Origin of the sequence: Chromobacterium sp. ATCC 53434, from assembly GCF_002848345.1 — a bacterium.
Classification (GTDB): domain Bacteria; phylum Pseudomonadota; class Gammaproteobacteria; order Burkholderiales; family Chromobacteriaceae; genus Chromobacterium.
In genome coordinates, this window is sequence record NZ_CP025429.1 from 4,845,124 (window position 1) to 4,863,905 (window position 18,782).

Sequence of the window (18,782 nt, forward strand, 5' to 3'; positions counted from 1 at the left end):
CCGCCGTCGCAGGCAAGCCGTCGGCGCGCGTGCTACCATCCGGCCATGGAACTCTATCGACTGTTGCAACAACAAGGCTTCGGCGGCCGCAAGGAGTGCCGCCAGCTGATCGAATACGGGCTGGTGGAAGTGGACGGCGAGGTGGTGGACGATTACCGGGCCCAGTTCGAGCTGGCCGGCATCTCCAGCCTGACGGTGGACGGCGAGCCGTGGCCGCTGGTGATCGGCCCGCTCTACCTCTTGCTGCACAAGCCGGCCAATTACGAGACCTCGCACAAGCCGCAGTGCCATCCCAGCATCTACCGGCTACTGCCGGACCAGTTCGCCAATCTGGACGTCAGCGCGGTGGGACGGCTGGATGTGGACACCACCGGGCTGATCCTGCTGTCCAACGACGGCCAGTTCATTCACGCGCTCAGTTCGCCGAAGAAGCTGGTGCCCAAGGTCTACCGCGTCACGCTGAAGCACGAGGCGACGCCGGAATTGATCGCCAAGCTGCAGAGCGGCGTCTATCTGAACGACGAGGCGCGCGAGTTCGCCGCCGACAGTGTGGAGCAGATCGACGCCCACACCATCGTGCTGACCATCACCGAGGGCAAGTACCATCAGGTGAAGCGCATGGTGGCGGCGGCCAGCAACCGGGTCGAGGCGCTGCACCGCGCAAGCCTGGGCGCGATCGCGCTTGGCGAGCTGCCGGTCGGCGAGTGGCGGCACCTGAGCGCCGAGGAGAAGGCCGCCTTCGGCTTCTGATCCGGGCGGGCAAGCACACGGAAGCGGCGGGGATCGATGATCCCCGCCGTTTTTCATTGTTCGGCGGTTTCCTCGGCCAGCGGCCGCGGCGCGTAACCCAGCGGCGGCGCCACGTGCGCCGATATGCCTTCGGCGTCCGGCGCGACATGCTCCGCCAGCTGGTGGCCGTCCGGATAGTCGCCGCCGTTCTGGCGGCGGAACGGAATCGGCGCCTCGTCGAACAGCCCGGCCAGCCGCTGCCGCCAGATGTCCAGCTGCCGTTCTATTTCTTCGCCGCCGAGACGGTTGACGCCGTATATCGCGTGAGTGGGCAGCACATCCATGCCGGGATAGAACAGGCAGCCATGGGTGACCGGGAACAGCAGCTCCTTCAGCGGGCCGTTGATGCCGCGAGGGCCGAAGTCGAGCTCTCCGCCGCCGGTCGTCGTCGCCAGCAAGGCGCGCTTGCCCTTCAGCAGGCCGTCGCCGTAGCGCAAGCGGTTGCCTTCGCCGCGGTAGCCGTAGCCGAAGCCGTAGGCGAACACCCGCTCGAACCAGCCTTTCAGGATGGCCGGCATGCCGTACCACCACAGCGGAAACAGGAAGATCACCGCGTCGGCGGCCAAGAGTTTGCGCTGCTCCTCCGCCACGTCGGGCGGCTGGCTGCCGTTGGCGTAGGCGTGGCCGGATTCGGCGATGAAGGACAGCCGCTTCGCATCGGCGCGGTCCGGGAAGTCGTCGGCGTCCAGCACCGCCTTCCAGCGCATGCCGTACAGGTCGGACTGCAGCACGGCGTGTCCTTGGAGCGTCAGCGCGTCGATGGCGGCATCGACCAGGCCGCGGGTCAGCGAGGTGGGTTCGGGCTGGGCGTAGACCAGCAGGACGGTACGGCTCATGGCGGCTCCGGAAGGGACGGATTGGGGTGGCGTCAGTGTGGATTGGTATGATAAATAAGTGAAATCGATAGATTTCTCACCAATTATTCATCACATGGATACCAGACGCCTCGATCTGAACCTGCTGCAAACGCTGGAAGCGCTGCTGGAGGAACGCAACGTCACTCGAGCCGCGGCGCGGCTGCACCTGAGCCAGCCAGCCGTCAGCGCCCAGCTGGCGAGGCTGCGCGATCTGTTCGGCGATCCGTTGCTGTTGCCGGCGCAGCGCGGCATGCGGCCGACCGCCAAGGCGGAACAGCTGCTGGCGCCGTTGCAGGCCTCGTTGCGGCAGGTGCGCGAAACGCTGTTGACGCATCAGGACTTCGACCCGGCGCAAGCCGCGATGACCTTGCAACTGGCGTGCACCGACTACACCCAGGCGGTGGCGGCGATTCCGCTGATCAAGCGTCTGCGCGAGGCGGCGCCGGGCATCCGGGTGGCGGTGCGCAATCTGGAGGCCGCCCGCCTGCAGCGCCAGATGGAGAGCGGCGAGGTGGATCTGGCCCTGGTCAGTCCCGATTGCGCGCCGTCCGGCCTGCATGCCCGCCCGCTGTTCGAAGACCGCTATGTGCTGATCAGCCGCCCGGATCATCCGGCCTGGCGGCAAGGCGTCACGCTGGCGTCTTATCTGGAGCAGGAGCATGTGGTGGTGTCGCTGGGCAGCGGCGATTTCAGCACGGCGGTGGACGTGGCGCTGGCCGAGCAGGGGGCGGCGCGGCGGGTGGCGTTGTCGGTGTCGTCCTTCTTGCTGGTGCCGGAGATCGTCTCACAGACCGATTTCATCGCGTTGATGCCGCAGCGGCTGGTGTCGTCGCGGCGCGTCGAGCTGGACGTGCGGCCATGCCCGTTTCCGGTGAGCGGCTTCGGCGTGGGGATGACGTGGCACCCGCGCAACCATGGCCATCCCGGACAGCGCTGGATACGCCGGCTGCTGGCCGACTTGATGGCGGGAACGGCTTGAACGCCGGTTGATGATCGCTTGCCGCTCCCGCCGCCGTCATTTCGCCGTCTTGCCCAGCCGCCGGTACAAGGTGGAGCGGCTGATGCCCAGCGCCCGCGCCGCGGCGCTGGCGTTGCCGCCGCAACGGCGCAGCAGCTCGGCGACGGCCTGATCCTCCACCATGTGCCCCTGCGCCGCCATGTCCTCGCGCAGCGAGGCGGGCAGATGCTCGAGGCCGAGCGCGGCGCCGTCGTCGGACAGCGCCAGCAAGGTGGACAGCAGATTGGACAGTTCGCGCAGATTGCCGGGCCAGCGATAGCCGCGGAAGGCCAGCGCCAGTTCCGGCGACAGCGCGATGCCGCGTTGGGCGGCGCCCATGCCGTCCAGCATCGTCTGGGCGATCGCCGCCACGTCGCCGCGCTCGCGCAGCGGCGGCAGTGTCAACGGATAGTGGCATAACCGGTAGTAGAGATCGGCGCGGAAGCTTCCGTCGGCGACGAGGCCGCGCAGCTCGCGGTGGGTGGCGCAGACCAGCCGGATGTCCAGCCGCTTGGCCGCCCCGCCGCCCAGCGGCGTCACCTCCCTCTCCTGCATGACCCTGAGCAGCCGGGCCTGCAGGCCGAGCGGCATGTCGCCGATCTCGTCCAGGAACAGCACGCCGCCGTCGGCCTCGCGCAGCCTGCCCTTGCTGCCGTGGCGGCTGGCGCCGGTGTAGGCGCCGGGCTGGTAGCCGAACAGCTCGGCCTCGATCAGTCCTTCCGGAATGGCGGCGCAGTTGACCGCGACGAAGGGGGCGGCGCGCCGGCTGCTGGCGGCGTGCAAGGCGCGCGCCAGCCTGTCTTTGCCGGTGCCGGTCTCGCCCAGCAGCAGTACCGGGATGTCGGCTTCCAGCAGTTTGACGGCGGTGGGGAACAGCGTTTCCGGCAGGCCGTCCGGCATCGGCGGCGTAGCGTCCGGCACCGACCTGCCGGCCTGCGCGACCGCGGCTGGGCGCCGTGGCGGCGGCCGCAGCCGGGCCGACAGCCGCCGCGCGCCGATTTCCAGCAGGCCGACGGCCTGGCCGTGGCGGCGCAGCCAGTGTTCCAGGCTCTGGCCGAACAGCGCGGCGAACTGACGCGCTTGCCAGCCATCCGGTTCCAGTCCGCACAGCGCGAGGCCGGCGCGGTTGGCGGCCAGCAGCCGGCCGTCGTCGTCGAAGGCCAGCCGGCAGGCGGCGGGACTGTCCAGCAGCCGCGGATCGTCGTGCAGATCGAAGCGCCAGCCGCGATGGGCGGCCGCTTCCAGCAGCTGCGCCTCGATCTGGCCGCGGGCGGCCAGCAGCGCTAGCCACTGCGCGTCGCCCAGCTTGCGGCCGGGGCCGCTGATGTCCAGCGCGCCCAGCAGTTGGCCCTGGGGGCCGAGCAGCGGGCTGGCGGCGCAGGACAGCGCGCGGTTGCGTTCCAGGTAGTGTTCGGCGCCGCGCACCCGCGCGCAGTCTGCGGCCGCCAGCGCGGTGCCTATCGCATTGGTGCCGCGCGCGGTCTCGCTCCAGTCCATGCCCGGCGCCAGCGCCAGCCGCTCGGCCTTGTCCAGGAAGGGAATGTCGCCGCTCTCGTCCAGAATCCATCCGCGCCGGTCGGCCACGATCAGCACCAGTCCGCTGGCCGACACGTGCTCGAACAGGCCGGCCAGCGCCGGCCGCGCCGCGCCCAGCCAGTCGGCGTTGGCCTCGCGCCTCTCCCGCAACTCACCGTCGGTCAGCCTTTCGCCGCCATGCCCGCCGACGGGCAGGCCCAGGCTGCGACAGCGTTGCCAGGAATGCAGGATGGACGGCGGCAAAGCCTGGCCGGGCAGCGGCTGGCCGGCGAAGAAGCGGCGCCGCAGTTCGTTCAGCGGCAGGCTGATGGTGGGACTCATGCGCCTCTCCAGCAGGCTGTGCCGCCGTCGCGCGACAGTTGTGCCAGCCTGAAACGGTTTCGGGAAGTCATGCGGCGATTATCTCCGCTTTTTCCCGACTGACAAGTGATTGATCCCATTCGAACTTTGTTGCGCCGCGCAAGAGGCGGCGTCCTTTCCCCGGCGCGTCAGGCGTGACGCGATGTTGCTATGCAATATGAATAATTCTGGCATGGCGCTTGCGGTAAGACATAGGACAGGGGGCAAGCCCCGCCAATCAGAGGAGAACGCGATGTCAAGCTTGAAGCCCGGATTTGAACTGAAGAGCCGCTACGCCAACTACATAGGCGGCCGCTGGGTGCCGCCGGTCAACGGCCGCTATTTCGAAAACGTCACGCCGATCACCGGCAAGCCGCTGTGCGAGATTCCGCGTTCGGACGAGCAGGACGTGGAGCTGGCGCTGGACGCCGCCCACGCGGCCCGTTACGCCTGGGGCCACACGCCGGTGACCGAGCGCGCCATCGTCCTGAACAAGATCGCCGAGCGGATGGAGGCCAATCTGGCCCTGCTGGCCGAGGTGGAGACCTGGGACAACGGCAAGCCCATCCGGGAAACCCGCGCCGCCGACATCCCGCTGGCGATCGATCACTTCCGCTACTTCGCCTCCTGCGTGCGCGCGCAGGAAGGCAGCCTTGGCGAGATCGACGCCAACACCATTTCCTACCATTTCCACGAGCCGCTGGGCGTGGTCGGCCAGATCATCCCGTGGAACTTCCCCATCCTGATGGCGGCGTGGAAGCTGGCGCCGGCGCTGGCCGCCGGCAACTGCGTGGTGTTGAAGCCGGCCGAGCAGACGCCGCTGTCCATCCTGGTGTTGATGGAGCTGATCGGCGATCTACTGCCGCCGGGCGTGCTCAATGTGGTCAACGGCTTCGGCGTCGAGGCCGGCAAGCCGCTGGCCAGCTCCAAGCGCATCGCCAAGATCGCCTTCACCGGCGAGACCGGCACCGGCCGGCTGATCATGCAGTACGCCAGCCAGAACCTGATCCCGGTGACGCTGGAGCTGGGCGGCAAGTCGCCGAACATCTTCTTCGGCGACGTCGCCGCGAAGGACGACGCCTTCCTCGACAAGGCGATCGAGGGTTTCGTCATGTTCGCGCTGAACCAGGGCGAGGTGTGCACCTGCCCCAGCCGCGCGCTGATCCACGAATCCATCTACGAGCGCTTCATGGAAAAGGCGCTGGCCCGCGTCGCCTGCATCAAGCAGGGCAATCCGCTGGACCCGGCGACGATGATAGGCGCGCAGGCGTCGCAGGAGCAGATGGACAAGATCCAGAGCTATCTGGCGATAGGCCGCGACGAAGGTGCCAAGGTGCTGGCCGGCGGCGCGCGCGCGCACCTGGACGGCGATCTGGCAGGCGGTTTCTACATCCAGCCCACCGTGTTCCACGGCCATAACAAGATGCGCATCTTCCAGGAGGAAATCTTCGGGCCGGTGGTGTCGGTGACCACGTTCAAGGACCGCGACGAGGCGCTGGCTATCGCCAACGACACCTTGTAGGGCCTGGGCGCCGGCGTGTGGACGCGCGACATGAACACCGCCTTCTTCATGGGCCGCCATATCGAAGCCGGCCGGGTGTGGACCAACTGCTACCACGCCTACCCGGCGCATGCGGCCTTCGGCGGCTACAAGCAGTCCGGCATCGGTCGGGAGACGCACAAGATGATGTTGGAGCATTACCAGCAAACCAAGAACCTGTTGGTCAGCTACGCTGAAGACAAGCTGGGATTCTTCTGATCGGCGGCCCGGCTGTGAAGAGCGCCCTGGGGGCAAATGGTCAACCGTATTTGACTATCGGGGTTTTGACGGTGATTTATTGATCCGGTCTGGGGTGTTGGCAAAATTATTATTTTTATAATGAAATACGTTATTTATTTACGTAAATTTAACCCTCTGCGACAGATGGACGGCGGTGGTATGCTGTTTGAGTTATAGGCCGGATCCGGCGGAGGGAGCATGCATTCAGACCAGGACATCCAGGGGCAGGGCGCCGAGCACGGCGATTATCGCGACGCGGTCTACGAACTGCCGGAGAGGGCGCTGGACCTGGCTTGGCTGCGCCGCTACCTGCCGTTGCAGTACGCCGGATGCCGGGCGCTGGAGCTTGGTTGCGGCAGCGGCTACTGGACGCAGTATCTGGCGCCGCTGGCCTCGCGCTATCTGGCGCTGGACCCGTCGCCCACCGCGCTCGAGCGGGCGAAATTGCGGCCCGGCGTCGAGCGGGTGGCGTTCCGGGCCGGCGGCGCCGAGGCGCTCCCGGCGGACGAACGCTTCGACGCGGTATTCGCCGGCCTCTACTTCTCGCACGTTCCCAAGCAGCATCGCGACGAGCTGCTGGCCCGGCTGCATGGCGGCCTGTCCGGCGGCGCGCGGGTGATCTTCATCGACAACAGCGAATTGCAGTGCCGCGAATATCCGCTGGTGGCGTACGACGATGCGGGCAACGGCTATCAGCAGCGGCCGACGGGCGACGGCGGCCAGCGCCGGGTGCTGAAGAACTTCCCGAACGAGACCGAGCTGCGGCTGTTGCTGGGCAGGCATGGCGTCGGCGAGATGGCCTTCCTGCGGCGCGAGCATTTCTGGTTGCTGGAATACCGCTTGCCGGACTGGCATTAGCGCGGTCGCGGTCGTTTTCCGGCGGCGGGCGCAAAAAAGGCCGGGCGAGGGCCCGGCCTTGACGGCGGAGTGAAGCGCGCGGCGCGTCTCAGGTTTCGACCAGTCGGTCCAAGCCCTGTTGCAGCCGCTGGCTGGCCTGCTCCGCCGCCTGCATCGCGGCGACGATGCCGGCCTCGTCCAGCTGGCCGCTGCGGCCGGCGGCGTGAACCGCCTCGTCCACCTGTCGCTGCAACAGGTCCAGCGGCGTGCGCAGCGAGTCCAGGCCGCTGCCGAACAGCTTGGCGCCGTCGCCGTCCATCCAGTCCGCCAGCGCCTGCGCCGGCGCTTGGGCCTGAGCCTCCTCGATCGCGTGGTAGGCGCTTTGCTTGTAGATCATGTGCCCGACCTTCTGCAGCGAGGTCTGGGATTTCTGCTGCACGTCGCTGACCTGCTGCAATACGTGGTCCGACTGCTCGGCCAGGCTGGAGAAGCGCTGGCGGAACGAATCCACCGAGGCCTGCACGTCGCCGGCCACGCTGCCGGCGGCGCTGGCCTGGGTCTGCATGTCGCCGATGCGGGCGGACAGCGACTCCAGCACGCCCTGTACCTGATTGGCGGTGCTCTTGCTGCGTTCGGCCAGCTTCCTGACCTCGTCGGCGACCACGGCGAAGCCGCGGCCGGTCTCGCCGGCGCGCGCCGCCTCGATCGCGGCGTTCAGGGCCAGTAGATTGGTCTGGTCGGCGATGGCGGAGATGTCGGCCAGAGAGCCTTCTATGCCTTGCCATTCCTGGGCCAGCATCTGGCTGGCGGTGTCCATGCTGGTCACGCTGCCGGCGATGGTGTCCAGGTGGCCGGACAGCTCGTTGGCGCTGTTCAGGCTGTCGCGCGCGCCGGCGGCGTTGTCGCGGGTGATGTGCGCGACGGCGTCCATCGCCTGGCTGATGGCGGACAGGTCGCGCTGGCTGCCGGCCAGATCCTGGCGCAGATGCGGGTTGTTCAGCGCCGCCAGTTGCGACGACAGCCGGTTGCGCCGCACGAAGCCGTCGTTGTCGGCCATGACCTGGATGGCGGTGTCGACGCTGCCCAGCGAGCTGGACAGGATGCCGGGCAGGCCCTGGCTCATCGGGCGGCGATTGAAGTTGTCGCGGCTGATCTCCTGGAAGCAGGTGTTGATTTCCTTGAAATAGGTTTCCACCAGATCGAGGAAGTCGTTCAGCTGCCAGGCCACCTGGCCGACTTCGCCCATTTCGCGGGTATTGGTGCTGCGATGGTGCAATTCGCCGCTGCAGGCCAGCGCCATCTGCTCGGTCAGCGTGTTCAGCAGCAGGAACATGCGGCTGCTCTTGCGCCACAGCCAGCCGGTCAGGCCCACGCTGCCCAGCAGCAGCAAGACGCTGACGGCGATTTGCGCCGCCGGCGGCATCAGGTAGTCGTCGACGATGGACAGCAGCACCAGCAGGTTGAAGCTGGCCAGCACCCAGACGAGGTGAGAGCGCAGGAAGGGGGTGGGTTTGCGCGGAGAGGTCATCCGGAGACTCCTTTGGCTCTGAGTACGTCGCGGTTCAGGTCCAGGATGAAATCCTGGTAAGCGCAGCCTTTTTCCGCCAGCAGCGCCAGCAGCCAGTCGCGCGAGGCGTCCGGCGCGGCGGCCTTGCCCTGGGCCGCCTCGATCTTGCGCATTTCGGCGTAGATCGGCTCGATGGCGGCGATGGCGGCGCGGCTGGGCGGTCGGCGCACCGAGTAATAGCCCTGCAGCTTGCCCCTCAGATCGTAGTCCGGCGTCACATTGGCCAGCACCCAGTAGTAGTTGCCGTCGGCGGTGGCGTTCTTCACCAGCGCGAAAAACTCCTGGCCGGCCTGCAGCGTCTGCCACATCAGCCGATAGGCGCCGCGAGGCATGTCGGGGTGGCGGATCAGATTGTGCGGTTTGCCCAGCAGCTGCTGCTCGGCGTAGCCGGCGATGCGCATGAACACGCGGTTGGCGTAGGTGATGTGGCCGGTCGGATCGGTCTTGGTCACGATCAGCTCGTGGGGGGCCAGCTGCACTTCGCGGCCCGGGCCCCGTCCCGTTGCGGTCTGTTCCATGGTTGGCGTCTCTATTGACCCTGCTTCTAACAGTATTGCTCGCAAATCGGCATTGTCATGTTCCTGGCATGACAGGGCAAGGATTTATTTTGTTTTGCTTAAAATAGTTCTGGTTTTATTTAAATGGTCTAATTGATGCCGAATGCAAAAACAGGGATGGCGGAACCATCCCTGTGCTTGGACGAAAACAGATTCTTTGCGCGGGTTCTTACAGCTTGAGAATCTGCCGCACCTGGGTGGCGCAGCCGCGCGCCTGGCGGCTGAGCTCGGCGAATTCCTGGCTGACGATGTCGTCGTGGCTCAGCCAGCGCACCTTGCGGCTCAGCCGGTACTGGTAGCGGATGCCGCCGGCGTCGGCGCGCTGGCTGAGATCCAGGTCGAACCAGCGCGAGCGCGCGTGGCAGCTCAGCGGCGGCTGGATGGCCTTGGCGCCTTTCAGCGTGACCGTGCGCTCCTGGATTTCCGGGTCGCCGAGGTAGACGTCGGCCTGGTTGTCGTTGCCGCGGTAGCTGTCGAAGTCGTTCCAGCGGCTTTCCAACTGCGGATCGTACAGGTAGAGGCCGGAGATTTTCTCCACCGCGCGCGCGTCCTGGCTGGCGATGCGCACCGGATAGCGCTCGGGTTGCAGGAAGCCGGTGGCGGCGCGTTCCACCTTGCAGTTCAGCGGCTGGCTGCCGACGCCGCGGCAGATGCTCTGGTCGGAGCTGCTGCTGCCCTGGTAGCGGTCCTGCATGGTCAGTTCGATCAATGGCCAGCCGGACAGCTCGCTGTCGCTGACGATGTCGGCGCTGCCGTCGCGGCGCAGCGTCTCCATCCGGCGGACGCGGCTGCTGACCGTCGGCGCCTGCAACGGGATGTTGTCGGCGCGGACTTGGCCGTCGGCGCCGATGCGGTAGGCGATGCGCTCCTGCAGGTCGGGCATGATGCGGTCGGCGGCGAAGAAGGGGTTGGTCGGGTCCAGCCACTCGGTTTTGCCGTCCACCGCGGCGCGCACGATCATGTGGTTGACGGTGCCGAGGCCGGGCAGCAACGGCGCCGGCGCGAAGTTGCCGCGGAATACCAGCACCGGCTCGGCGACGATGCCGGCGCGGCGCAGCATCGCGGTCAGCAAGGTGGCCAGATCCTTGCAGTCGCCGTAGCCGTGTTGCTCGATCTCGGCCAGCGTGAACGGCACCAGGCCGCGTTCGGCCAGCCGCTGGTCGTTCAGATAGCGGTAGCGGCTGTTGATGTGCTGCATGAAGGCCGCCACCTGCTCGGCGGCCGGCTTGCCCTGCTGGCGCGCGACTTCCGCGGCGGCGGCCGGCGGCAGCGGCGCCGCCAGAATCTGGTTGTAGCGTTCGGCGTAGACGCCGAAATGCTGTTGCGGCGAATCGCTGGTGGCGATGCTCAGCCGCGGCCAGCGCCGGATCGCGGCGTTGTTCCACTCATTGGTGAAGTTCAGGTAGCGCGTGCCCTGCTGTTCCACCGTTATGGCTTTGCCGTCGGCGGCGGCATGGACCCGGAAGCCCTCCATCGCCTCGCTGCGCCAGAGCAGCGGCCGCGGCGAGCTCAGTTCGAAACGGTAGCTGTCGTAGCGCACCGGTTCCGGATCGAAATCCAGCCGGTACAGCAATTCGCGGCTCAGCGGCGGCGCGGCGATGTGGTGGCGGACCTCGTAGCGGACCACGCTGCCGACCGCCAGTTCGGGAAAGGCGAGCCAGGTCTGCTTGTCGCGGCTGACGCCGGCGTAGGGATTGGGCGCGGCGCGGGTTTCCACCTGCGACTTGTCCAGCCGGATCACGCGGCCATCCTGCTGGCGCACCTCGCCGTCCAGCACTTCCAGGGTGTCGGTGTCCGGATAGGTGAAGTCTATCCGCGACAGATAGTCCTTGCCGGCCGGCTTCAGAATGGTGAACTGGTTGCGCGTGGTGCAATCCAGGCTGTTGTCGGCGTTGTGCTGGCAACGGATGCTGGATTGCAGCGCCAGCGGCGCTTCGGCAAGCGGTTGTCGGGAGGCGGAGGCGGCCTGGCCGGCGCAGGCGAGCGCGGCGGCCAGCGCCAATCGGGAAACGGTGGGACGCATTGTGTGGAGACCCTGGTGCGGCGGCCGCGCCAGGGGAGGCGGGCCGCCGGGTTGATCGGCGGCGAATGGCATCGATATTGCCATGGCGCGGGGCCGGGAGCCAAGCGGCGGCGGTCCCGGGAGGGATCAGGGCGCGGCGGTGACGAAGCCTATCTTGCCTACGCCGTTTTGTTGGGCGGCCGCCAGCGTCTTGGCCACCGTTTCGTAGCGTACCGCCTTGTCGGCCGACAGATGCAGCTCGACGTCCGGGTTGGCGGCGGCGGCGGCGGCGAAGCGTGCCGGCAGATCGGCCTCGGCCACCGGCTGGTCGTTCCAGAACAGCTTGCCGGCGGCGTCCACCGACAAGCGGATCTGCTCGGGCTTGGCCTGGTTCGCCGCCGCCTGGGCGCGCGGCAGATCGACCTGGACCGCATTGGTCAGCAGCGGGGTGGTGATGATGAAGACCACCAGCAGCACCAGCATCACGTCGACCAGCGGCGTGGTGTTGGGCTCGGCCATCGGCGCCGCGGGCCCCTGATTGAAACTACCGAAGGCCATGGCCGTCTCCGGACTGGGTCAGCAACTGGGCGTGCAGGTCGTGGGCGAAGTAATCCAGCTCCTGGGACATTACGCGCTGCGCGCGGGTCAGGGCGTTGTAGGCCAGCACCGCCGGAATCGCGGCGGCGAGGCCGGCGGCGGTGGCCACCAGGGCCTCGCCTATCGGGCCGGCGACCGCGCCTATGCTCATCTGGCCGGCCTGGCCGATATTGACCAGCGCGTGATAGATGCCCCATACGGTGCCGAACAGGCCGACGAAGGGCGCGGTGGAGCCTATCGAGGCCAGCACGGTCAGGCCAGCCTCCTGGCGCGCGTTCTCCTGCGCCAACACCTTGCGGATGGCTCGAGTCAGGAACTCGTCGATGCCGCAGGCCTGGCCCAGCGCGTGGCCGGCCTGACTCTGGTACTGCTTCAGCGCGGCGAGGCCGGCGCGAGCCAGATTGGCGACCTGGCCCTGGCTGCGCTGCAGGCTGGTCTCGGCCTGGCTCCAGTCGGCGGCGGCCCACAGCGTGGTTTCCGCCTCGCGGTTGGCGCGGCGCAGCAGCAGCGTCTGCGCGCCGCGGACGATGATCAGATACCAGGTCAGCACCGACATCAGGATCAGGATCACGAACACCGTGATCAGCACGGCGTCCCCTTGTTGAAATACGGTCAGTACGTTCATGTATTGGCAGACTTGAGTGAGAATTCTATGGGCACGATGAAGGGGTAGGCTATCGCTTCGCCGCCGCGCTTGGCCGGAATGAAGCGCCAGCGTTTGACGGCGGCCAGCGCCGCGCGGTCCAGTCGCGGGAAGCCGCTGCTGTCTTGCACCGACACCTCCTGCGGCGCGCCCTGGGCGCTGACGAGAACCCGCAGGCGCACGGTGCCTTCCTCGCCGCCCTCGCGCGACACCGTCGGGTAGCTTGGCTTCGGATTGTTCAGGTAGCCGCCGTTGACCTGGGGCTCGGTGAACGGTTGCTCGCGGCTGTCGGGCTTGCCGCCGCCGGCGGTTTTGGGCGCTTCGGCGGCGGGCGCCGGCGCGGCCGGAGCCGCCGCCACGCTGATCGCCTTGGCCGGGGCCGGCGCGTCGGACGGGGCCTTCACCGGCTGCAGGGCCGGTTTGGGCTGGACCACCGGCTTGCTTGGCGCAGGCTTTACCTGGGGTTTGACCTGCGGCTGCGGCTTGACCGGCTCGGGCGCGGGCGCGGCCTTGGGCGCGACGGCGGGCTTGTCGGCCGGCGCCAGCGAAATCATCTCCATCCGCAATTTTTGCGGCGGGATGATGGTCTGCTCGTGCGCGGACATGCCGTTCAACAGCGCCAGTGCCAGCGCATGAGCGGCCAGCACGCCGCCTATGGCGGAATATTGCAGGATGGGAGCCGGTTTCATTGTGCAAATGATAATACAAACAATTCTCATTTTCCAATCGAGCCTCATCCATGAGCCCGGCTTGCAATCGCCGTGATCGCCTGCATATTGTCGCCAGGGCCGGCACACCGCCGGCCGCCATTGATTGGAACACCAATATGCAGCAGTTCGACGGAACCACCATCGTGTCCGTCCGACGCGGCGAGCGCGTGGCGCTGGGCGGCGACGGGCAAGTGACGCTGGGCAATATCGTGATCAAGGCCACCGCGCGCAAGATACGCAAGCTGCACGGCGGCAAGGTGCTGGCAGGCTTCGCCGGCGGCACCGCCGACGCCTTCACGCTGATCGAGCGCTTCGAGGCCAAGCTGCAGAAGCACCAGGGCAATCTGCTGGTGTCGGCGGTGGAGCTGGCCAAGGACTGGCGCACCGATCGCATGCTGCGCCGGCTGGAGGCGATGCTGATCGTCGCCGACAAGGACCACACGCTGATCATCACCGGCAACGGCGATGTGCTGGAACCGGAGCAGGGCATCGCCGCCATCGGCTCCGGCGGCGCCTTCGCCCAGGCGGCGGCGCGCGCGCTGCTCGAGAACACCGACCTCGCGCCCGAAGCGATGGTGAAGAAATCGCTGGAGATCGCCGGCGACATCTGTATCTACACCAACCACAACCATCTGATCGAAACCCTGGGCCCGGACGACGAGGCCTGACCCCGAATGCAATGCCCGGCCGCCGCGGCCGGGCGGAGAATGTCATGACGCAAATGACCCCGCAGGAAATCGTCCACGAGCTGGACCAGCACATCATCGGCCAGCATCAGGCCAAGCGCGCCGTCGCCATCGCGCTGCGCAACCGTTGGCGTCGCCAGCAGGTGGCCGAGCCGCTGCGCAGCGAGATCACGCCGAAGAACATTCTGATGATAGGCCCCACCGGCGTCGGCAAGACCGAGATCGCCCGTCGCCTGGCCAAGCTGTCCGGCGCGCCGTTCGTCAAGGTGGAAGCCACCAAGTTCACCGAGGTCGGCTATGTCGGCCGCGATGTCGACACCATCATCCGCGACCTGGTGGACGTGGCGATCAAGGACAGCCGCGAGGCGGCGATCAAGCGCAATCGGGCGCGGGCCGAGGACGCCGCCGAGCAGCGCATCCTCGACGTGCTGTTGCCGCAGCCGCGCAAGTCGTCCGGTTTCTTCAGCGACGAGCCGGGGGGCGAGGAAAAGCCGGAAGACGGCGCCACCCGGCAGAAATTCCGCAAGATGCTGCGCGAGGGCAAGTTCGACGACAAGGAGATCGAACTGGAAATTGCGGCGCCGGCCGCCCAGATGAACGTGATGGCGCCGCCGGGCATGGAGGACTTCGCCAGCCAGCTGCAGGGCATGTTCCAGGGCCTGGGCAGCGGCAAGAAACAGACCGCCAAGCTGAAGGTGGCCGACGCCTTCAAGCAGCTGATCGACGAGGAGGCCGCCAAGCTGGTCAACGACGAAGAGCTGAAGGCCGAGGCGCTGAGGAATGTCGAGCAGAACGGCATCGTCTTCATCGATGAGATCGACAAGGTCACCAGCCGCGGCGAAGGCCAGAGCGGCGCCGATGTGTCGCGCGCCGGCGTGCAGCGCGACCTGCTGCCGCTGGTGGAGGGCACCACCGTGTCCACCAAGTACGGCATGGTGAAGACCGACCACATCCTGTTCATCGCCTCCGGCGCCTTCCAGCTGTCGAAACCGTCGGATCTGATCCCGGAGCTGCAGGGCCGGCTGCCTATCCGCGTCGAGCTGTCGCCGCTGTCGGTCAACGACTTCAAGGCCATCCTGACCAGCACCAATGCCTGCCTGACCCGGCAGTACCAGGCGCTGCTGGCCACCGAGAGCGTGGAGCTGGATTTTACCGAGTCCGGCATTCAGCGAATGGCCGAGATCGCCTGGCAGGTCAACGAGAAAACCGAGAACATCGGCGCGCGCCGTCTGTACACGGTGATGGAGAAGCTGCTGGAGGAGGTGGCGTTCGACGCCAAGTCCGGCCGCTGCGAGATCGACGGCGGCTATGTCGACAACAAGCTGGGCGAAGTGGCCGCACGCGAGGACCTGGCGCGTTACGTGCTTTAACGATCCTGGCGCTTACATATATATAAGGTATAAGAACGGCGGCCATCGGGGCCGCCGTTCCGTTTCATGTCGACTGTCCGAGCTTGCCGCCGGTCGGCGAGATTGGTTCGAACGCTTCCGGGTAGCGGTGCAGATACCAGTCTTTCACCTCGTCGTGGCTCAGGTGGAGGAAGTGGTTGACGCCCGGCAGCAGCAGCATCGGCACCACCGTCAGCAGGTGAAACACGGCGAAGAACAAATAGGCCGTGTCCAGCGACCAGTTGTGCAGCAGCACGCCAGCCAGCGCCGGCCCCAGCATGCCGCCGAGTTTGGCCACCAGCACATTGATCGCCGATACCCGGGCGCGGTAGGCCTCCGGCACCGCCAGCGTGCGGTGGGTCTGGCCGATCAGCATGGTGATGGACAGCAGCACGCCTTCGATGGCGAACATCGCCAGCAACAGATAAGGGTGATCCGTCAGCGCCACCACCAGGAATACCGCCGCCAGGGCGAATAGCGCCAGAGCGCGGGCGCGCGGCCGGCTACAGTGTTGCAGCAGCCTGTGGGTCAGCCACAGCGAGCCGATCAGCAGGCCGCCGCTGGCGGCGGCTTCGCAGGCGCCGAGCCAGAAAGCGGGCAGGCCGAGCTGATGCAGCTTGATCGGCAGCAGCGTCACCACCATGGGCATGTAGGCGGTCATCGTGATCAGCCCCCAGAATGCCCAGCTGCGCTCCAGCGGAATGCGCCAGCGGATGCGCAGGCCGACGCGGATCTGATCGATGAAGCTTTCCGCCTGGATATGCTCGCGGCTGCGCGATGGAATGCGGATGCGGGAGGCGCCGACCGAGGCGATGGCCAACAGCACGGCATAGCTGCCCAGCGCCAGCCAGGCCGGCATGAAGGCCATCAGGCTGCCGCCGATGACCGGGCCGATCAGGTTGCCCACCGATTGCGAGCTTTTCTGCAGCGACAGCGCGTCGGACAGCCGGTTGGCCGGCACCAGCTCGGACGCGATGCTCAGCATCGATGGAATCACGATGGCCCAGGCGAGCATCGCCATCGATTCGCTGGCGACGACCCAGGCCAGTTGATAGAAGTCGAACCAGGCCATCGTCGCCAGCGCCAGACCGGACAGCATCGCCAGCACAATGCCGCAGGCGATCACCCGGTTTTTCGGGAAGCGGTCGCCCAGCGGGGCGGTCAGCGGCAGCGCCACCAGCATCACCAGCGCGGTCAGCGTGCTGAACCAGGCCATATCGCTTGCGCCGCCCATCGTCACCACCCACCAGCTGATGCTGACATAACCGGCGCCCATCGCCAGGCCGCTCAGCACATCGCTCAGCATCAGCAGGCGGAACCCGGTGGGCAGGCCATGCATGCGTTGTTTAAGGGATGTGTTCATGAGGTGCTCCGGCGTGGGGAGGAGGGCATTTCATTCTAACCGTAAATGACATTGTCAAAAAGATATCTTTGAAAAAGTGCGGAAAATGCAGATTTGCATGAAAACAGTGCATATTTTGGAGATTTTCAAAAAAATCTCCGATAGAAATCGCTGCTCAAGCCTGCTTTTATGTGGAATCAGGAGAGGGAGCTGTAATTTATTAAAATCAAAATTCCTTTGTTTTCATTGATTTGTGTAATTGTGGATAGGAATCATCGTTTTTTCTCAAAAAACCTGTTGACCGAGGCTGAGCGCGTAGGTATAGTTCGTCTCCTCAGCTGACGCAGCGAACGAAACAGCGGAAACGAAACGGTTCCGGTGAAGACGACGCAGAGGTTGGCACTGCTCTTTAACAGAACGAATAACCGATAGGTGTAAGTGCTTGGCGAAAGCCGACACTTGCACTGCAAGAGACAAGAGATACTTGTTTATTTCTTTGAACTTGCGTGCCAGAAAATTGCTATGAGATTGAACTGAAGAGTTTGATCCTGGCTCAGATTGAACGCTGGCGGCATGCTTTACACATGCAAGTCGAACGGTAACAGGGTGCTTGCACCGCTGACGAGTGGCGAACGGGTGAGTAATGCATCGGAATGTACCGTGTAATGGGGGATAGCTCGGCGAAAGCCGGATTAATACCGCATACGCCCTGAGGGGGAAAGTGGGGGACCGTAAGGCCTCACGTTATACGAGCAGCCGATGTCTGATTAGCTAGTTGGGGAGGTAAGAGCTCACCAAGGCGACGATCAGTAGCGGGTCTGAGAGGATGATCCGCCACACTGGGACTGAGACACGGCCCAGACTCCTACGGGAGGCAGCAGTGGGGAATTTTGGACAATGGGCGCAAGCCTGATCCAGCCATGCCGCGTGTCTGAAGAAGGCCTTCGGGTTGTAAAGGACTTTTGTCAGGGAGGAAATCCCGCTGGTTAATACCTGGCGGGGATGACAGTACCTGAAGAATAAGCACCGGCTAACTACGTGCCAGCAGCCGCGGTAATACGTAGGGTGCAAGCGTTAATCGGAATTACTGGGCGTAAAGCGTGCGCAGGCGGTTGTGTAAGTCTGATGTGAAAGCCCCGGGCTCAACCTGGGAACGGCATTGGAGACTGCACGACTAGAGTGCGTCAGAGGGGGGTAGAATTCCACGTGTAGCAGTGAAATGCGTAGAGATGTGGAGGAATACCGATGGCGAAGGCAGCCCCCTGGGATGACACTGACGCTCATGCACGAAAGCGTGGGGAGCAAACAGGATTAGATACCCTGGTAGTCCACGCCCTAAACGATGTCAATTAGCTGTTGGGGGTTTGAATCCTTGGTAGCGTAGCTAACGCGTGAAATTGACCGCCTGGGGAGTACGGCCGCAAGGTTAAAACTCAAAGGAATTGACGGGGACCCGCACAAGCGGTGGATGATGTGGATTAATTCGATGCAACGCGAAAAACCTTACCTGCTCTTGACATGTAACGAACTTGGTAGAGATATCTTGGTGCCCGAAAGGGAGCGTTAACACAGGTGCTGCATGGCTGTCGTCAGCTCGTGTCGTGAGATGTTGGGTTAAGTCCCGCAACGAGCGCAACCCTTGTCATTAGTTGCCATCATTAAGTTGGGCACTCTAATGAGACTGCCGGTGACAAACCGGAGGAAGGTGGGGATGACGTCAAGTCCTCATGGCCCTTATGAGCAGGGCTTCACACGTCATACAATGGTCGGTACAGAGGGTTGCCAAGCCGCGAGGTGGAGCTAATCTCAGAAAACCGATCGTAGTCCGGATCGCACTCTGCAACTCGAGTGCGTGAAGTCGGAATCGCTAGTAATCGCAGATCAGCATGCTGCGGTGAATACGTTCCCGGGTCTTGTACACACCGCCCGTCACACCATGGGAGTGAGTTTCACCAGAAGTGGGTAGGCTAACCGTAAGGAGGCCGCTTACCACGGTGGGATTCATGACTGGGGTGAAGTCGTAACAAGGTAGCCGTAGGGGAACCTGCGGCTGGATCACCTCCTTTCTAGAGACTGGCGATTGCCAAGTACTTACAACCTATCGGTTATTTGATTTGAAGGGCATTGAGGTTGTGGATGCCACGATCTCATAAGT

14 protein-coding genes, 1 rRNA gene and 1 pseudogene are annotated in these 18,782 nt (G+C 65.3%); 7 read left to right on the plus strand and 9 right to left on the minus strand.

From position 1 onward, the window contains the following. Positions 1 to 45 precede the first annotated feature (45 nt). Positions 46 to 750 carry a pseudouridine synthase gene (locus tag CXB49_RS21680; RefSeq protein WP_101710296.1) on the plus strand — a complete coding sequence of 235 codons (705 nt, stop codon included), beginning with the start codon at positions 46 to 48 and terminating at the stop codon, positions 748 to 750. Between the two features lie 53 nt (positions 751 to 803). Here CXB49_RS21680 and CXB49_RS21685 read toward each other — a convergent pair whose 3' ends face one another. Then, entirely contained in the window at positions 804 to 1,625 is an 822-nt protein-coding gene (locus tag CXB49_RS21685) for an NAD(P)H-dependent oxidoreductase (RefSeq protein WP_101710297.1), read from the minus strand. A gap of 94 nt (positions 1,626 to 1,719) precedes the next feature. Here CXB49_RS21685 and CXB49_RS21690 point away from each other — a divergent pair, with 94 nt between their 5' ends. After that, positions 1,720 to 2,625: a LysR family transcriptional regulator gene (locus tag CXB49_RS21690; protein WP_101710298.1), complete on the plus strand. Its 906-nt coding sequence runs from the start codon at positions 1,720 to 1,722 to the stop codon at positions 2,623 to 2,625. Positions 2,626 to 2,661: 36 nt separating this feature from the next. Here CXB49_RS21690 and CXB49_RS21695 read toward each other — a convergent pair whose 3' ends face one another. Next, a complete protein-coding gene (locus tag CXB49_RS21695) occupies positions 2,662 to 4,500 on the minus strand; it encodes a sigma-54-dependent Fis family transcriptional regulator (RefSeq protein ID WP_233492887.1) in 1,839 nt (612 codons plus the stop codon). 271 nt (positions 4,501 to 4,771) lie between these two features. On the opposite strand from CXB49_RS21695, the pseudogene adh reads away from it, so the two are divergent. Then, positions 4,772 to 6,277, plus strand: a pseudogene (adh, locus tag CXB49_RS21700) (aldehyde dehydrogenase). 219 nt (positions 6,278 to 6,496) lie between these two features. Continuing rightward, positions 6,497 to 7,156 (plus strand): bifunctional 2-polyprenyl-6-hydroxyphenol methylase/3-demethylubiquinol 3-O-methyltransferase UbiG, encoded by a 660-nt coding sequence (locus CXB49_RS21705; RefSeq protein WP_101710299.1) that lies wholly within the window; start codon positions 6,497 to 6,499, stop codon positions 7,154 to 7,156. An 88-nt stretch (positions 7,157 to 7,244) separates the two neighbouring features. Here the strand turns inward: CXB49_RS21705 and CXB49_RS21710 are convergent, their stop codons facing one another. From CXB49_RS21710 to CXB49_RS21735, 6 genes are all read right to left on the minus strand, one after another. Then, a complete protein-coding gene (locus CXB49_RS21710) occupies positions 7,245 to 8,663 on the minus strand; it encodes a methyl-accepting chemotaxis protein (protein WP_101710300.1) in 1,419 nt (472 codons plus the stop codon). Beyond that, positions 8,660 to 9,220, minus strand: coding sequence for a PAS domain-containing protein (locus CXB49_RS21715; RefSeq protein WP_101710301.1), 561 nt, complete (start codon positions 9,218 to 9,220; stop codon positions 8,660 to 8,662). The genes CXB49_RS21710 and CXB49_RS21715 overlap by 4 nt, the downstream gene beginning before the upstream one ends. A gap of 208 nt (positions 9,221 to 9,428) precedes the next feature. Beyond that, on the minus strand, positions 9,429 to 11,282 hold the full coding sequence (locus CXB49_RS21720) for a DUF3857 and transglutaminase domain-containing protein (protein ID WP_158301001.1): 1,854 nt from the start codon (positions 11,280 to 11,282) through the stop codon (positions 9,429 to 9,431). A 126-nt stretch (positions 11,283 to 11,408) separates the two neighbouring features. Beyond that, positions 11,409 to 11,819, minus strand: a complete 411-nt coding sequence (locus tag CXB49_RS21725) for a biopolymer transporter ExbD (protein ID WP_101710303.1) — start codon at positions 11,817 to 11,819, stop codon at positions 11,409 to 11,411. Continuing rightward, positions 11,806 to 12,483, minus strand: a complete 678-nt coding sequence (locus CXB49_RS21730; protein ID WP_101710304.1) for a MotA/TolQ/ExbB proton channel family protein — start codon at positions 12,481 to 12,483, stop codon at positions 11,806 to 11,808. Before CXB49_RS21730 ends, CXB49_RS21725 begins: the two co-directional genes overlap by 14 nt. Continuing rightward, on the minus strand, positions 12,480 to 13,190 hold the full coding sequence (locus tag CXB49_RS21735) for an energy transducer TonB (RefSeq protein ID WP_101710305.1): 711 nt from the start codon (positions 13,188 to 13,190) through the stop codon (positions 12,480 to 12,482). Before CXB49_RS21735 ends, CXB49_RS21730 begins: the two co-directional genes overlap by 4 nt. A 137-nt stretch (positions 13,191 to 13,327) precedes the next feature. Here CXB49_RS21735 and hslV point away from each other — a divergent pair, with 137 nt between their 5' ends. Together hslV and hslU are read left to right on the plus strand one after the other, a co-directional pair. After that, positions 13,328 to 13,879: an ATP-dependent protease subunit HslV gene (gene hslV, locus CXB49_RS21740; RefSeq protein WP_101710306.1), complete on the plus strand. Its 552-nt coding sequence runs from the start codon at positions 13,328 to 13,330 to the stop codon at positions 13,877 to 13,879. 44 nt (positions 13,880 to 13,923) lie between these two features. Continuing rightward, positions 13,924 to 15,267, plus strand: coding sequence for an ATP-dependent protease ATPase subunit HslU (gene hslU / locus CXB49_RS21745; RefSeq protein ID WP_101710307.1), 1,344 nt, complete (start codon positions 13,924 to 13,926; stop codon positions 15,265 to 15,267). Positions 15,268 to 15,331: 64 nt separating this feature from the next. Here hslU and CXB49_RS21750 read toward each other — a convergent pair whose 3' ends face one another. Beyond that, positions 15,332 to 16,648, minus strand: a complete 1,317-nt coding sequence (locus CXB49_RS21750; protein WP_101710308.1) for an MFS transporter — start codon at positions 16,646 to 16,648, stop codon at positions 15,332 to 15,334. A 509-nt stretch (positions 16,649 to 17,157) separates the two neighbouring features. On the opposite strand from CXB49_RS21750, the gene CXB49_RS21755 reads away from it, so the two are divergent. Then, positions 17,158 to 18,693: ribosomal RNA gene (locus CXB49_RS21755) — 16S ribosomal RNA — on the plus strand. Positions 18,694 to 18,782 lie beyond the last annotated feature (89 nt).

Bases quoted from the DNA above. Each gene is read 5' to 3' on its own strand.
- CXB49_RS21680 (WP_101710296.1), top strand. From the start codon at position 46: ATGGAACTCTATCGACTGTTGCAACAACAAGGCTTCGGCGGCCGCAAG.
- CXB49_RS21685 (WP_101710297.1), bottom strand. From the start codon at position 1,625: ATGAGCCGTACCGTCCTGCTGGTCTACGCCCAGCCCGAACCCACCTCG.
- CXB49_RS21690 (WP_101710298.1), top strand. From the start codon at position 1,720: ATGGATACCAGACGCCTCGATCTGAACCTGCTGCAAACGCTGGAAGCG.
- CXB49_RS21695 (WP_233492887.1), bottom strand. From the start codon at position 4,500: ATGAGTCCCACCATCAGCCTGCCGCTGAACGAACTGCGGCGCCGCTTC.
- CXB49_RS21705 (WP_101710299.1), top strand. From the start codon at position 6,497: ATGCATTCAGACCAGGACATCCAGGGGCAGGGCGCCGAGCACGGCGAT.
- CXB49_RS21710 (WP_101710300.1), bottom strand. From the start codon at position 8,663: ATGACCTCTCCGCGCAAACCCACCCCCTTCCTGCGCTCTCACCTCGTC.
- CXB49_RS21715 (WP_101710301.1), bottom strand. From the start codon at position 9,220: ATGGAACAGACCGCAACGGGACGGGGCCCGGGCCGCGAAGTGCAGCTG.
- CXB49_RS21720 (WP_158301001.1), bottom strand. From the start codon at position 11,282: ATGCGTCCCACCGTTTCCCGATTGGCGCTGGCCGCCGCGCTCGCCTGC.
- CXB49_RS21725 (WP_101710303.1), bottom strand. From the start codon at position 11,819: ATGGCCTTCGGTAGTTTCAATCAGGGGCCCGCGGCGCCGATGGCCGAG.
- CXB49_RS21730 (WP_101710304.1), bottom strand. From the start codon at position 12,483: ATGAACGTACTGACCGTATTTCAACAAGGGGACGCCGTGCTGATCACG.
- CXB49_RS21735 (WP_101710305.1), bottom strand. From the start codon at position 13,190: ATGAAACCGGCTCCCATCCTGCAATATTCCGCCATAGGCGGCGTGCTG.
- hslV (WP_101710306.1), top strand. From the start codon at position 13,328: ATGCAGCAGTTCGACGGAACCACCATCGTGTCCGTCCGACGCGGCGAG.
- hslU (WP_101710307.1), top strand. From the start codon at position 13,924: ATGACGCAAATGACCCCGCAGGAAATCGTCCACGAGCTGGACCAGCAC.
- CXB49_RS21750 (WP_101710308.1), bottom strand. From the start codon at position 16,648: ATGAACACATCCCTTAAACAACGCATGCATGGCCTGCCCACCGGGTTC.